Source organism: Chryseobacterium vietnamense (assembly GCF_031454475.1).
GTDB lineage: Bacteria > Bacteroidota > Bacteroidia > Flavobacteriales > Weeksellaceae > Chryseobacterium > Chryseobacterium vietnamense.
The window spans coordinates 218229-233136 of record NZ_JAVDQX010000004.1; the positions used below are offsets into that span (position 1 = coordinate 218229).

The 14908-nt window shown below is 42.3% G+C and carries 5 protein-coding genes; all 5 read left to right on the top strand.

Annotation, left to right across the window (positions count from 1 at the left end):
- The first annotated feature begins 142 nt into the window (after nucleotides 1-142).
- From J2786_RS18050 to J2786_RS18070, 5 genes are read left to right on the top strand one after another with little or no spacing between them, the layout of a single operon-like run.
- A complete protein-coding gene (locus tag J2786_RS18050; RefSeq protein ID WP_047433822.1) occupies nucleotides 143-7165 on the top strand; it encodes a type I polyketide synthase in 7023 nt (2340 codons plus the stop codon).
- A gap of 19 nt (nucleotides 7166-7184) precedes the next feature.
- A complete protein-coding gene (locus J2786_RS18055) occupies nucleotides 7185-11450 on the top strand; it encodes a type I polyketide synthase (RefSeq protein WP_047433824.1) in 4266 nt (1421 codons plus the stop codon).
- Nucleotides 11438-11737 carry an acyl carrier protein gene (locus J2786_RS18060; protein WP_002977699.1) on the top strand — a complete coding sequence of 100 codons (300 nt, stop codon included), beginning with the start codon at nucleotides 11438-11440 and terminating at the stop codon, nucleotides 11735-11737. The genes J2786_RS18055 and J2786_RS18060 overlap by 13 nt, the downstream gene beginning before the upstream one ends.
- A complete protein-coding gene (locus tag J2786_RS18065; protein WP_047433826.1) occupies nucleotides 11728-12510 on the top strand; it encodes an alpha/beta fold hydrolase in 783 nt (260 codons plus the stop codon). Before J2786_RS18060 ends, J2786_RS18065 begins: the two co-directional genes overlap by 10 nt.
- The gene (locus tag J2786_RS18070; RefSeq protein ID WP_047433827.1) at nucleotides 12503-14905 is read left to right on the top strand and encodes a glycosyltransferase; all 2403 of its coding nucleotides are present in this window, start codon (nucleotides 12503-12505) and stop codon (nucleotides 14903-14905) included. The genes J2786_RS18065 and J2786_RS18070 overlap by 8 nt, the downstream gene beginning before the upstream one ends.
- Nucleotides 14906-14908 lie beyond the last annotated feature (3 nt).

Here is a 14908-nt window from a genome sequence, read left to right on the forward strand (position 1 = left end):
ATTACTATAAAACGAATCCATTCGTTAACGATATAACAAAAACCAATTTTATCACATCATAATGATAAGCAATTGCCTTATTATCGGGCAAAGCAAGTTGTTATGACACTCTGTTATCATTCAACCATTCAATTAACACGCCATGAAAAAATTAACCATTATTGGACTGACGCCTTTTGAAAAGCCGGACGTTAACCTTATATCCCGACTGCATCAGGCAGGCGCACTACCCGTATTAAGTTTAGGAAATGAGCTAACGAAAGCCCAGGAAGCGTTACAACAACTTGATCAGATAGACGTACCATCGTATGGTATTTATTTTTCTAAAGACAATTTCACCACTCTTCAAATTCCGGAAAAAGTAAGATTTGCGATCCTTCCGTTTGGAATGTCTAAGCCCCATAACGTACCTGTTATTTATCAGGTAACCAGTTTGGAAGAGGCCAGACAGGCTGAACAATCGGGAGCGCAGGGAATTATTATCAAAGGAAATGAAGCCGGTGGATTAGTAGGCTATGAATCCACGTTTGTATTATTCCAGCGTGTGATCAAAGAAATCCAGAGCATTCCGGTGTGGGTACAGGGAGGAATAGGTCTCCACACTGCAGCAGCGGCAAAAGCTTTAGGAGCAACAGGAATTGTACTGGACAGCCAGTTGGCTCTGTTTCCGGAAAGTTCGGTCCCTCAGGATCTGAAAGAAGTCTGCTCAAAACTGAATGGTACAGAAACTAAAGTGATTGCTAACCATCGTGTATTGGTAAGACCCAACTCTCCTGCTTTACCTGAAAATGTAACAGCAGAAGACCTTAAACAATATTTTACAGGTTTCGACCTTAGCACATGTTATATCCCTATGGGACAAGACATTTCGCTGGCAACAGACCTGTATGAGGATTTCAATACTCTGAAAAAACTGATTTTCGGTTTCAAAGAAGCTATGTATGGCCACCTGAAGCAGGCAAAAGCACTTAAAGTAATTGATAAAAACAACTCTTTAGCTCAGGAGTTAGGGTTGAGTTACCCTATTGCTCAAGGTCCAATGACCCGCGTGAGTGATGTACCTTCATTTGCCAATGCGGTAGCAGATGCCGGAGCCTTACCTTTTGTTGCCTTATCCTTATTGAAAGGAGAATCTGCAAAATCACTGGTAATGGACACTAAAAAGCTGGCTGGTGAAAAAACATGGGGAGTAGGAATTTTAGGATTTGCTCCACAGGAATTAAGAGATGAACAAACCTCATATATATTAGAAGCAAAGCCACCGGTAGTTTTGATAGCCGGAGGAAGACCAGCTCAGGCTAAAGTATTTGAAAAAGCCGGAATAAAATCATTCCTGCATGTTCCTTCCCCTGCCCTTCTGGATATTTTTCTGAAAGAGGGAGCGAAAAACTTCATTTTTGAAGGACGTGAATGCGGAGGCCATGTAGGACCTTTGTCCAGCACGGTTCTTTGGGAAAAACAGATTGAACGTATATTAAAAGAAGATCATCCTGAAAACATCAGTGTCTTTTTTGCAGGCGGAATTCATAACGCATTTTCAACGGCGTTTGTATCCATTATGGCTGCACCATTAGCTGCAAGGGGAGTGAAAATCGGGGTATTGATGGGTACAGCTTATCTGTATACTCATGAAGCTGTACAAACGGGAGCTATTCAGGAAGAATTTCAGGCGCAGGCTATGCAGGCGAAAGATACAGTTTTACTGGAAACAGCACCAGGACATGAAACCCGTTGTTTAAATACAGCATTCGCCAACCATTTCAATACAGAAAAAGCAAAGCTTCTTGCTGCAGGAATGGATAAAAAACAGGTGTGGGAACAACTTGAAAAATTAAATGTAGGCCGTTTACGTATCGCGGCTAAAGGCATAGAGCGCCAGGGTGATAAATTGGTCAATATTCCTAAAGATGATCAACTGGATTTAGGAATGTATATGATCGGACAGGTTGCTACGATGCAGAATCGTGTGATCTCATTATCAGCCCTTCACCAAAGTGTTGTAGACAACTACGAGCATATTCAGGATGCAGCGTTACCGGAAGAACCGGTTTCTACAGAAAAGCCATTGGATATTGCTATCGTAGGAATGGAATGTATTTTCCCGGGAGCTAAAAACCTGGATGAATACTGGAGAAATATCATTTTAGGAAAAGACAGCGTTACCGAAGTACCGGACGAAAGATGGAATAAAGAACTTTATTATAAACCAGATTCCAACGAATCTGATGTCTCCCATTCCAAATGGGGAGGATTTATTCCTAAAATTGATTTTGATCCGCTGGCATTCGGAATTCCGCCACAATCTCTTGCTGCCATTGAACCTACACAGCTTTTAACCTTATTGGTTGCCAAGCGTGCCATGGAAGATGCAGGATATGGCGAGAAACACATCAACAGAGAAAACATTTCTGTCATTATAGGTGCTGAAGGAGGTAATGATCTTGCCAACAGCTATAGTTTCAGAGGATATTATAAGCAGGTTTTCGGAGAACTTCATGAAGAAGTAAAAGAAGCCTTCCCACATACTACAGAAGACTCATTCCCGGGTATTCTTGCCAACGTGATCGCAGGTAGGATTACGAACCGACTGGATCTTGGCGGCAGAAACTTTACCGTAGATGCAGCGTGTGCTTCGTCATTAGCCGCTATTGATCTGGCTTGTCAGGAACTTGTATTAGGAAAATCCGATATGGTACTTGCAGGAGGAGCAGATTTACACAACGGAATCAATGATTACCTGATGTTCTCCAGTACTCACGCCCTATCCAGAAAAGGAAGATGTGCTACTTTTGATAGTGAGGCAGACGGTATCGCCCTTGGAGAAGGTATTGCGATCCTTGTCTTAAAAAGATATGAAGACGCTGTACGCGATGGTGACCGTATTTATTCCGTAATCAAAGGAGTTGGAGGATCCAGTGACGGTAAAGCACTGGGATTGACTGCTCCAAGACAGATAGGCCAGGTAAGAGCATTAGAACGTGCTTATTCTCAAGCTGGTATCAGTGCTGCTTCTGTAGGTTTAGTGGAAGCTCACGGTACAGGAACTGTAGTAGGTGACAAAACCGAACTAAGTGCATTGACTAATTTATTCAGCCGTTCAGGAGCATTGCCCGGGCAGACTCATTTAGGTTCTGTGAAAACCCAGATCGGACATACAAAATGTGCGGCAGGATTAGCAGGATTGATCAAGGCTTCCCTTGCGGTTTATCATGGTGTAAAGCCACCTACCCTTCACCTTCAGCAGCCGAATGCTTATTATAACGCAGAAACCAGTCCGTTTGCCTTCCATGCGGAAAGTGGATTATGGGCGGAGAAAAACCGTTATGCAGGGATCAGTGCTTTCGGATTTGGGGGAACAAACTTCCATACAGTAATTGCCAACCATCCTAAGGAGGATAACTCAATCGCCATGCAGTCATGGCCATCAGAACTATTTGTTTTCCGTGGAGACACTTATGAAGAAGCCAAAGGACAATCAAGCCAGGTAAAAGCTTTATTAGAAATTAACGATGGGATTCCATTAAAAGATATCGCTTACAGTTTAAGTATCAGTTCAGAAAAGCCAATCCAGTACAGTATTGTTGCAGATACTGCTGAAGACCTGATGATGAAGCTTGAGCTGGTATTGCTGGGGATTGAGACAAAAGATACGTTTACCGTGAATAAAAAAGAAGGTAAAGTAGCCTTCACTTTCCCTGGACAAGGCAGCCAGAGAATCAATATGGCCCGTGACTTATTTGTAGTTTTCCCGGCTATGCGTAAGATTATTGACGAGTATCCTGAACTTGAAAAAGTAGTTTTCCCATCTAAGACTTTTAACGAAGCTGATTTAAAACAACAAAAAGAAACCATTAAAGATACCCGTTTAGCACAACCGCTTTTAGGAATTGTAGACCTTGCATTGGCTAAATTCCTGGAATCATTAGGTATTATTCCTGATATGCTGGCAGGTCATAGCTACGGTGAAATTCCGGCATTATGTTTTGCAGGTGTATTTGGAGAAGATCAATTGGTTGACTTAAGTGTTCAGAGAGCGCAGTCTATCTTAGATTCTGTAGAAGGTGGAGATCCGGGTTCAATGCTGGCAGCTAGTGCTACAGCAGAACGTTTACAACCGATTATTGCCAAAGTAGAAGGATGCTATCCGGTGAACTTTAACGCTCCTACACAATGTGTCATTGCCGGAAGTACAGAAGCGATCAATAAATTACTGGAAATTCTTAAACAGGAAGGTATTTCTGCTAAAAAGCTCGAAGTTGCCTGTGCGTTCCACAGCCCGTTATTAGCAAAATCCAGGGATTTATATGCTGAGGTATTGAAAAATGTTCCTTTCGGGGAAATGCAGATTCCTGTTTGGTCCAATACTACAGCAGAAGTATATCCCGCGAATCCGTCAGAAATAAAAGAAAGACTTATTGACCATCTGGTACAGCCTGTAAGATTTGTAGAACAGCTTCAGGCAATGTATAACGACGGCGCAAGGATATTCATCGAAGTAGGACCAGGAAAAGTTCTTACCGGACTGACCAAATCCTGCCTTGAAAAAGATCAGCTGACCTTATATGTTGAAGACAACAGCCGTAATAAATTCAGCCACCTGCTTTGTATGCTGGCACAATATTTAGGAACTGGCCGAAGCGTCAATATTGATAAACTTTTCGATGGCCGCAGCGTTAAGGTTATTGATCTTAACCAACCTGAGCTTTACAAGAAAAGCCCTGCCATCTGGCGTGTTAACGGGCAGACCGCCCACCCAACTCATGGTAATCTGCCATCCAATGGTGCTTTACCACTTATAAACCCTATTCCCATGAACAATTTTACTCATCAACCACAGACCCCTGCAACTGAAGCTCAGTCTACTGCTGAACGTATGCTGCAGGAATATTTAAACAGCATGAAATTAATGATACAGGCACAACGCGATGTGATGCTTTCCTTTATGGGACAGAATCCTCAGGCGTTCCCTGCTCCTGTATACAATTCACCAGTACAGGCTCCGGTTCAACAGCCAATATCTACTATTCCGGTTCAGCCTGTTCAGCAGGAAAGACCGGTAGCCGTTACAGCTGTAAAACAAGCTCCTTCAAGAGATATCAAATCCTTATTACTGCAGGTGGTAAGTGACAAAACAGGATATCCTCAGGAAATGCTGGGTATGGAAATGGACCTGGAAGCTGACTTAAGTATTGATTCCATTAAAAGAGTTGAAATCATCGGAACACTTCGTAACGAACTGGGAAGTCTGGGTAACGGGAATACCAGCGAAGATACCGTTATGGAACAGTTAGCAGGAATAAAAACCTTAAGCGGTCTTGTTTCGTGGCTTACTGAATTCTCAGGAGCTGAAACAACTGCTGCTGAAAAAAACGGATCTGCAGCTGAATCAACAGCTTCAACACCACAAGTTCAACCGGCATTTTCTCTTGAAGACCTTCAAAATGCTATTCTGAATATCGTAAGTGAAAAAACAGGATATCCGAAAGAAATGCTAGGTCTTGACCTTGATCTGGAAGCAGATTTGAGTATCGACTCTATTAAACGTATGGAAATCATCGGTGATCTTAAAACTAAGATCGGATTTGGTCAAAACCTTGAGCAAGCGGATGATGTCATGGAAAAACTGGCGGCCATTAAAACCCTCCGTGGTCTGGCAAGCTGGATCAATGAAATGAATGGTGAAACCAACGAAGCAGCCCAGGAAGTGAAAGCAGAAAATGCTGTAGAGCCAGCTCAGAATGTACTTTCACGTCTTCGTTTTGACATCACTCCTACTGATGCTTCTTTAGTACAAAATACAGACGTATTACAGGGAAAACGTTTTGCCATTACACAGGATGACAACAAACAAACTTCTGCGATCAAAGAAGCTCTGGAAAAACATGGAGCTATCGTAGAAATAGTAGATACAGAAAAAGATCTTTCAGACATTGACGGATTAATTATGCTGGACCTGTTCTCAGCAACCGATAAACCAAGTATTATTGATCACGTAGATCTGATCAAAAAACTGGATTTTGATAAAGCAAAATGGGTATACCTGATCTCAGATATTCCAGCTCATATTCAGGAAATTACAGATGCAAGCATATTACGTCACCATCAGGGATATCCGGGGCTTTTCAAAAGTTTAGCCAGAGAATTTGACAATACAACCTGCAGACTCATCAGCCTGAGCACCCCTCAGGAAGTAGATCAGATTGCTGAAATTACCTTAAAGGAAATCCTGACCAATGATAAACCTGCTGAAATTATTTATAAAAACGATCAGAGACACAAAGTAGACATCATTCCTTCTCCATTATCAACGAGCTTACATGAAGCCCATATCCAGTTAGATCAGAAATCTGTGGTACTGGTACTTGGAGGCGCACAGGGAATTACTGCCGAGTTGGTAAAACATATGTCTCAGGCCTATCCTTGTACTTATATTCTGGTAGGAAGATCAGCGGACCCAAGAAATGAACTTTCTGCTAAAGACTTTCAAGGCATGAAAACCAAAGAAGAGATCAGAAGTTTCTTAATTAAATCCGGACAATTCACTTCTCCGGCAGAAATAGAAAAAGAGACGACAAAGATTTTCAAAAACAATCAGATTCTTCGTACGATCCGTGACATGGAAGAACTTGGAAATATCATCATTTACCAATCACTGGATCTTTGTGACGAAGAAGGTTTAAGTAACCTGATCAGCAATATCTATGAAAAATATGACCGTCTTGACGGAGTGATCCACGGGGCAGGTCTTTTAGAAGATAAATTATTCAAGCAAAAGACGACAAGCTCTTTCGGACGTGTATTTGATACCAAAGTGAAACCACTTCGTGTATTGGCGGAGCAGCTTCGTACAGACTGCCAGTTTGTAGTATTATTCTCAAGTATTGCTTCCGTATACGGTAACAAAGGTCAGACAGATTATGCGGCTGCCAACAGTGTACTGGATGATTACGCAAATGCTTTAAATAAAAGATTAAAAGGAAAAGTAATCTCAATCAACTGGGGCCCATGGAAAGGAGCCGGAATGGTTTCTTCCACCCTTGAATCAGAATATGAACGCAGAGGAATTTCCATGATTCCATTGGATGAAGGGAAAGAAATCTTCCTTAACGAGATTAAGTACGGAACAGAAAGCCAGGTGCTGATCATGTCAGGAAATAATTGGTAAAACACTGTATAAACTCAATATGAAAAAAACAGATGTTGCTGTAATTGGCCTATCCTGTGTCTTTCCCGGGGCACAGGATGCCAACACTTTTTGGCAGAATATTGTCAATAAAGTCGATTCTACCGAGCCGGCTCCGGCTGATCGGATAGATCCTGTTCATTTCAGTGATGTTACAAGTCCCGTTGACCGTTTTTACTGTCAGCGTGGAGGATTTATCCCTGATTATACATTCGATCCTACAGCATTCGGTATTTTACCACTCGCTGTTGAAGGAACGGAACCTGACCACTTGCTTACCCTTGATCTGGTACAGAAAGCACTGGAAGACGCAGGAATATTTCAAAAGAATATTTCCCTTGAAAAAACGGGAATCATCATCGGTAAAGGAAACTATACCGGTCCGGGAGCTACCCGCGCTATCGAAATTGTAAGAACCGGAGAACAGATTTCCTCGTTACTGCAGGAACTGCTGCCTCACGTTTCTTCATCCGATATTGAAAAGGTAAAGCATGCTTTTCAGGAACGTAAAGGCCGTTTTGCAGCAGATACCGCTATGGGATTAATTCCTAATCTTGTAGCCTCTCTTGTTGCCAACCGTTTCAATCTGGGAGGTGCTGCATTTACAGTAGATGCTGCTTGTGCATCCGCTTTAATCGCTGTAGACCATGCTGTACAGGAACTTCAGAGAGGTCGTTCTGACATCATGATTGCAGGAGGAGTACACACAGGACAAAATGCTGCTTTCTGGAGTATTTTTGCCCAGCTGGGTGCGATGTCCCGCCAGCAGCAGATCAAACCCTTCAGTATAGATGCTGATGGATTATTGATTGGTGAAGGTTGTGGCTTTGTTGTGTTAAAACGATTGGAAGACGCTGTTCGTGATCAGGATAAAATTTATGCAGTAATCAAAGGTGTAGGAGTAAGCAGTGATGGTACCGGAACCAGTGTGATGAGCCCATCCGTAAAAGGCCAGCTGAAAGCGTTGGAACAAGCATGGATCAATGCTGATTTAGATAAAAATAAAGTCGGTTACCTTGAAGCTCACGGCACAGGAACACCGCTTGGAGATAAAACAGAACTTCAGACTTTAGCGCAGTTCTTCGGCAAAGAAGAAGCTGCTCCGGTAGCTGGAATCGGATCTGTGAAATCCAATATTGGACATGCTATGCCGGCTGCGGGAATAGCAGGGTTAATTAAAACCTGTCTGGCATTACATCACGATACTTTACCTCCAACATTATATTGTGAGAACCCAACTGCAGAGATGCAGAACACAAGGTTTGAACCGGTACAGGAAGCTAAAAACTGGTCAAAAACAGGACTCCCAAAAGTAGCCGCTGTAAATGCCTTCGGATTTGGAGGAATCAATGCACATGTTGTTCTGGAAGGCTATGATATGCCTAAAAAAGATCAGGTGCTGATATTGGCAAGACCTACCCATGAAGAACTGCTTTCAGCATTACAAAATAATGAAACAGCCATTGGAGAAGGAGATTTCAGAGTAGCGATCTTCGATCCAACGCCTGCAAGAATAGAAAAAGCGATTAAAATTGTTTCCAAGAATATCATCTGGAAAAACAAACAGGATATCTGGTACACTTCTACTCCATTATTAAAGGACGGAGGGAAGGTTGCCTTTGTATTTCCGGGCTTAGATGGTCTGGCTAAAGGTGAAGTAGATACCGTTAGCCGTTATTTTGGATTAACGGCACCGATAGAAACGGAAGGCGAAGGTCTTTTAACCGATGCTTTAAACATTTTCAACAACTGTAGTATCCTTGATAATTCACTGAAAAAACTGGGAATTATTCCAGATATGAATGCCGGGCACAGTTTAGGAGAATGGCTGGCAGGATATTCATCTGAGCTGGCAGAAGCCAATTCTGTAAAAGCTTTAATTGATGTACTGAATCCGGAAACATTTGAATTAAAAGATTCCAAATTCATTGCTATAGGAGCAGGTATCGATGCCATAAAACCTTTTATTGATGAAATTTCAAACCTGTATGTATCCAATGACAACTGCCCAAATCAGGTGATTCTTTGCGGAAGCAATGCTGCTTTGGATGAGTTGGTTCCTTTATTAAAAGCAAAACAGATCTTCCATCAGGTACTGCCGTTCCAATCAGGATTCCACTCTCCTTTTATCGCAGATAAACTGGATGTGATCCTTGCAGGAATGGAAAAAGCACATTTTCAGCAGACAAAAATCCCATTGTGGTCTGCCACAACATTAGAACCTTATCCTGCCGATCAGGCAGCGATCAGAAAACTGAGTGCCGAGCATTTGGTAGAACCCGTTCGTTTCCGTGAACTGACAGATAAATTATACGAAGAAGGCGCAAGAGTCTTCATTCAGGTGGGTACCGGAGGCCTGATCGGATTTATTGATGATACTTTGAAAGGGAAAGCTTTCAGTACAATTGCTTCCAGCGTTCCTACCCGTTCTGCATTGGCGCAGTTACAGCGTGTAGTTGCTTCACTATTCGTAGAAGGTAAAACAATTGCTCTTGACTTTCTGGAGATTCAGAATCACTCGAAAAGAGTATCAGGAAAAGGCATTAAACTGGAATTAGGCTCACCTATTATCCGTAATTTTAAAGAAGTGAAAGCGTTGGCTCAATCATTTGAGGCCCCAAAACAATATACAGCAACTGCTTCAGCTATTGCCACAAAAAGCGGTCATCCGCTGGTACAGGCATTCCAGGATAACGTTGCAGATATGATCCGGATGCAGGAAGAAGTATTGACTTTATTCCAGAACCGTCCGGAGATTACAATTCCACGTCCTGCTCAGACTGCTCCTGTAGTACAACAGGCTGCTCCAAAAGCACCGGGAAGTACAACCTTCACCAAAGACTTGTATGTAACCTTGGAAAGTCATCCTTACCTGATCGATCACAGCTTATTGAGACAGCCTAAAGGTTGGGCTCATGTAGCGGATATGGAACCGGTAATTCCGATGACGATGATTTTTGAGCAGCTGGCAGAAATTGCAGAAGCGGAAATTCCGGGAACACTGGTTCATAAAATCATGAATGTAAGTGTCTTCCAATGGATGAATGTAGCCAAACCTTTTGAAAAAACAGTAAAAGGAGAATGGCGTTCATCAAACCATGCTTATCTCGACATTGAAAACTTTGCCAACGCAGAAGTAGTTTTAAAATCGGGTCCTGTTCCAACACCAGATTTCAATCTTTCCATCGGTAATCTTTTACCCATCGAAAGAACACCTGAAGAAATCTATGACATGCACATGTTCCATGGAGAAAAATACCAGGGAATTACTGAAGTTTCAGCCGTTGGAGACAAAGGAATCGTAGGAAAAATCAAAGGGAATGGCGGTAAAGGTTCATTACTGGACAATGCAGGGCAGCTATTTGGACTTTGGCTTCAGCTTACTTTGGTGAAAGACCGTATTGCATTCCCTGTAAAAATCAGAGATATTGAATTCTTCGGAGATATGCATGATCAGGAAGGTATTTTTGAATGCACCTGTATGCTGACCGAACTTAATGATGAATTTGCCATCGCAGATATCATCCTGAAAAGAGACGGAAAAGTATGGTGCGCCATTAAGGGCTGGCAGAACAGAAGACTGGAAATTGATGCCGCTTTATGGAATGTTTCCATGTCACCACTTCACAACAGACTTTCGGAAGAGATTGCTCCTGAAGTATTCTTCTTCCACCAGGCGTATACCAGAGTCGCTTCGTGGGATTTCATCCTGAAAAGATACTTCAACCAGACAGAAAAACAGCATCACCAGCAGCTATTACCCAACAAAAAGAAAAACTGGATGGTAAGCCGCGTGGCCGTGAAAGATGCCGTGAGAAATCTTCTCCGTCAGGAAAAAAATCATGCCTGCTTCCCGATTACGTTTGAAATCCGTTCCGATGAAGTGGGGAAACCTTACCTCATCAGTGATTTTACAGAAAACATTCATATTTCCTTGGCTCATAAAGGCAAAGAAGCCGTGGGAATCGCGAGATATGGAAAATCTGTAGGAATCGATATGGAACTGATGGAAGAACGCAGCGCCGGTTTCTACGACATGGTATTTACCGACAACGAATTAGCATTATTAAAAGACAGAAATCAGGCAGAATGGACCACCCGTTTCTGGGTAGCCAAGGAAGCCTACGGAAAGTTCCTCGGAACAGGACTGAAAGGAAACCCTAAAGCCTTCGAAGTCGAACAAATAAAAGATGATCATCTCTGGATCAACAACATTGAAATCAAAACTATCAAACATAAAAATTATATTATCGGATGGACACTGTAAACGCAACATTAAAAATGAACCACGAAGAACTTTTTACATTATTAAAAGGTTTTATTACTGAAGTGATAGGTGCTGAATTTGTAGAAGAGATGGACATTACTCCTGAAAGTTCATTCACCAAAGATCTTGAAATGGACAGCATCGAGATTGTTTCTTTCTCTGAAAAGATCAAAGCCCATTTTGGCGATCAGATCGACTTTACAGGTTGGTTATCTTCTATGGATCTTGACCAGCTGATTAATCTTGACCTTAGTATGATCATCAATTATATCTACGAATGCCAATAATCACTGTCAATAACAGACAAGTTCATATACAGGAACTCAACAAAGGAGCCGAACAAACCGTGGTACTCATCCACGGTATGTTCAGTAACCTGTCCATTTATTATTTTAATATTGCCCCTGTGCTGGCCAAGCATTTCCATGTGGTGATGTACGATCTGAAAAGCCACGGTATGAGTGAACGCTTTTTGGATGGGTACGACCTTGACAACATGTCATCCGATTTAATAGGTTTAATAGATCATCTTCAACTGGAAAAAGTACACCTTGTAGGCTATAGTTTCGGAGGTCTTATTGCTTTAAAAACAGCTTTAGAATACCCGGACCGAGTGAATCAGCTCGTGGTAATGGAAGCTCCGGATCCTCAGGATGAAAAAGCGCGTAACATCATTGATGAATACAGCAAAGAATTCCTTGAGCATTATGTAGCCAACTTTACAGATACCACCAAAGTACAGATGGGGAAAAGACAGATGGAAAAGAACCACCGTATGTATGAATTTCTGTTTAATCAAACCACCATTAAAGCAGATATGATTAAGGAAAAGCATTTCCTTGGTGAAGCCCGGTTTACTGGATTGACAGCTCCTACTCTATTGCTTTATGGCGCTGATTCCAACTGCAGACCTACAGGTGAATGGCTGCAATCTCAAATCAGCGGATCTGAGCTGGAATTAATCCCGGGCGATCACAATATTCCTATTCAGGAACCGAATCTGATAGCAGAAACAATCGCTCAATTTTTATCTAAAATTTTAACACAAAACCATGACTAAATTTGCATTTATAGTTCCACCATTGACAGGACATGTCAACCCTACCTTAAGCATCGGTGCTACTCTGTTGGAAAGAGGACATGAAGTAGCCTGGATCAGCCTTGACCCTACTTTAGAGGCTAAACTTCCCGAGGGAGGAAAATTATTACTGATCCAGTACGATCAGACCGACGAAGAAAAAAAAGAAAGTGAACAATATCTCGATATTATTTCAAAGAAAGTAGTGTACGGAATCGACAGCGTGAAGTTCCTTTACGAAGAGGTGCTTATCCCGCTGAACAGACATTGCTATAATGGAGTTGTTGCTTTACTGAAAACATATCAGCCTGATTTGATTATCGGTGACCACCAGTTATTTGCAGCTCCTGTTGCTGCGAAAGCGCTTGGAATTCCTTATGCCACTTCCGTTACCGCTCCGGCTGCCATTAAAATTATGAATGAGCTTCCTAAAGTACATGAATGGGAAGTGAATCAGATTGTAGCACTACAGAAAGAATTAGGTTTCCAGGAAGAACGTTCTCTGGCGACTTCAGATCTCTTGACCCTTGTTTTAACCTCGAATTATTTCTTTGGTGACATGGAAGATCTGGCACCTCAATATAAATTCACAGGACCAGTTCTCACAGAGCGTCGTATTTCTTGTGAGTTCGATTGGGACAGATTGAAAAATGCCACCAACAAAAAGATTCTGGTAAGCATTGGAACGACCTTCGATCATGATCACAAAAAAGTATTCTTCCAAAAGGTTATTGATGCCTTTAAAGATGAAGATTTAACCGTTGTAGTCGTTTCTGATCCACAGCTTTTCGATCAGTGGCCGGAAAACTTTATGGTGTATCAGCAGGTTCCTCAACTGGATCTTTTACCTCATCTTGACGGTGTGGTATGCCATGGCGGTCACAATACCGTATCTGAAACCTTATCCAACGGTATTCCTTTGGTTGTGATCCCGATTGCGTATGACCAGTCGCATGTTGCAGGACGTGTGGTGCGTACAGAAGCGGGTGAACGTCTTAATTTCAACCGATTTAAAGCCAATCACCTGAGAGAAGCAGTACACCAGATTTTAAATAATCCAGGCTATCGTGAAGCGGCTCAGAAGGTAGGACAATCTTTTGTGGAAGCAGGAGGTGCAGCTACAGCAGCAAATCTGCTGGAACAGGCTATATCAAAGGCTTCAAAACCTGAAAAACCCTCTAAGTTTTTATTCGTAGTTCCTCCGTTTTTCGGACATGTGAGTCCTACTTTAAGTGTGGGAGCGAGTTTAATTGCCCGCGGGCATGAAGTAAAATGGTTCGGGATTACGCCTTTAGACAGCAAACATATTCCTGAAGGAGGTTCTTATTTCTATCCTGAAGAAGATCTTGTTCCCTATCAGGAGGAAATTGCCCGTATTTTAAAAAGACAGGATGACGGACCCGCGTGCTCCGGCCCTGAAGTGATGAAACTGGCACTGGAAGAAACCTATGTTCCTTTCGCTAAAATGATGATGCCGGGATTAACGAGACTGACAGAAAGCTGGATGCCGGATGTGATCGTAAACGACTGCATCACTTTCGGAGGGGCTCTTTTCGCTCATAAAAATAATATTCCTTGTGTAACGACAACTCCGGTTCCGCCGGATGTGATGGGAGACACGGAAAAAAGTGCTCCCAAAATCTGGGAATGGCAGCAAAACCTGATTAAAGACCTGCAAAAAGAAGTAGGCATTCATGAAGAAGGAATTTATATCCATTCTCACAAACTGAATATGGTATTTACCTCACAGGCTTTCGCCGGTTTTGAAACTGTTCCACCTCATATGAAATTTGTGGGTCCGGTGAAAGGCCGTCCCAACGATGCTCCATTTGACTGGGATAAACTGAATGCTTCTACCACTCCAAAGATTTTCGTATCATTGGGAACGCTGCTCGTAGATATCAGAAAAGCTTTCTTCGAAAAAATCATCGCTGCATTTAAAGATCAGCCGGTAACAGTGATTGCTGCTACTCCACCCGAAATTTTTGAAGAATGGCCGGACAATTTTATTGTGAACAGCTTTGTTCCCCAGTCTGCAGTAATGCAGCAGATGGACATGGTGATCTGCCATGGTGGTTTCAATACCGTAAATGATACTTTCCGTAACGGTTTACCTATGTTGATCACACCTATCGCTTATGACCACTTCCATATTGCCAAACTGATTGAGCAGGCAGGGTGCGGAATCAGCATCCGGTACAAAAGACTGCGTGTAGATGCGCTTCGTGAAACCGTTTTTGAATTGTTGGAAAATCCAAAATACAGAATCGCCGCTCAGGAAGTCCGCAATACATTTACGCTTGCCGGAGGAAATGACAAAGCAGTAGAATTATTAGAAAATTTTGTACACGAACATTCAATATTAGCTTCAGTGTAGCCT

Coding starts and splice junctions, on each gene's coding strand:
- J2786_RS18050 (WP_047433822.1), top strand. CDS start 143: ATGAAAAAATTAACCATTATTGGACTGACGCCTTTTGAAAAGCCGGAC.
- J2786_RS18055 (WP_047433824.1), top strand. CDS start 7,185: ATGAAAAAAACAGATGTTGCTGTAATTGGCCTATCCTGTGTCTTTCCC.
- J2786_RS18060 (WP_002977699.1), top strand. CDS start 11,438: ATGGACACTGTAAACGCAACATTAAAAATGAACCACGAAGAACTTTTT.
- J2786_RS18065 (WP_047433826.1), top strand. CDS start 11,728: ATGCCAATAATCACTGTCAATAACAGACAAGTTCATATACAGGAACTC.
- J2786_RS18070 (WP_047433827.1), top strand. CDS start 12,503: ATGACTAAATTTGCATTTATAGTTCCACCATTGACAGGACATGTCAAC.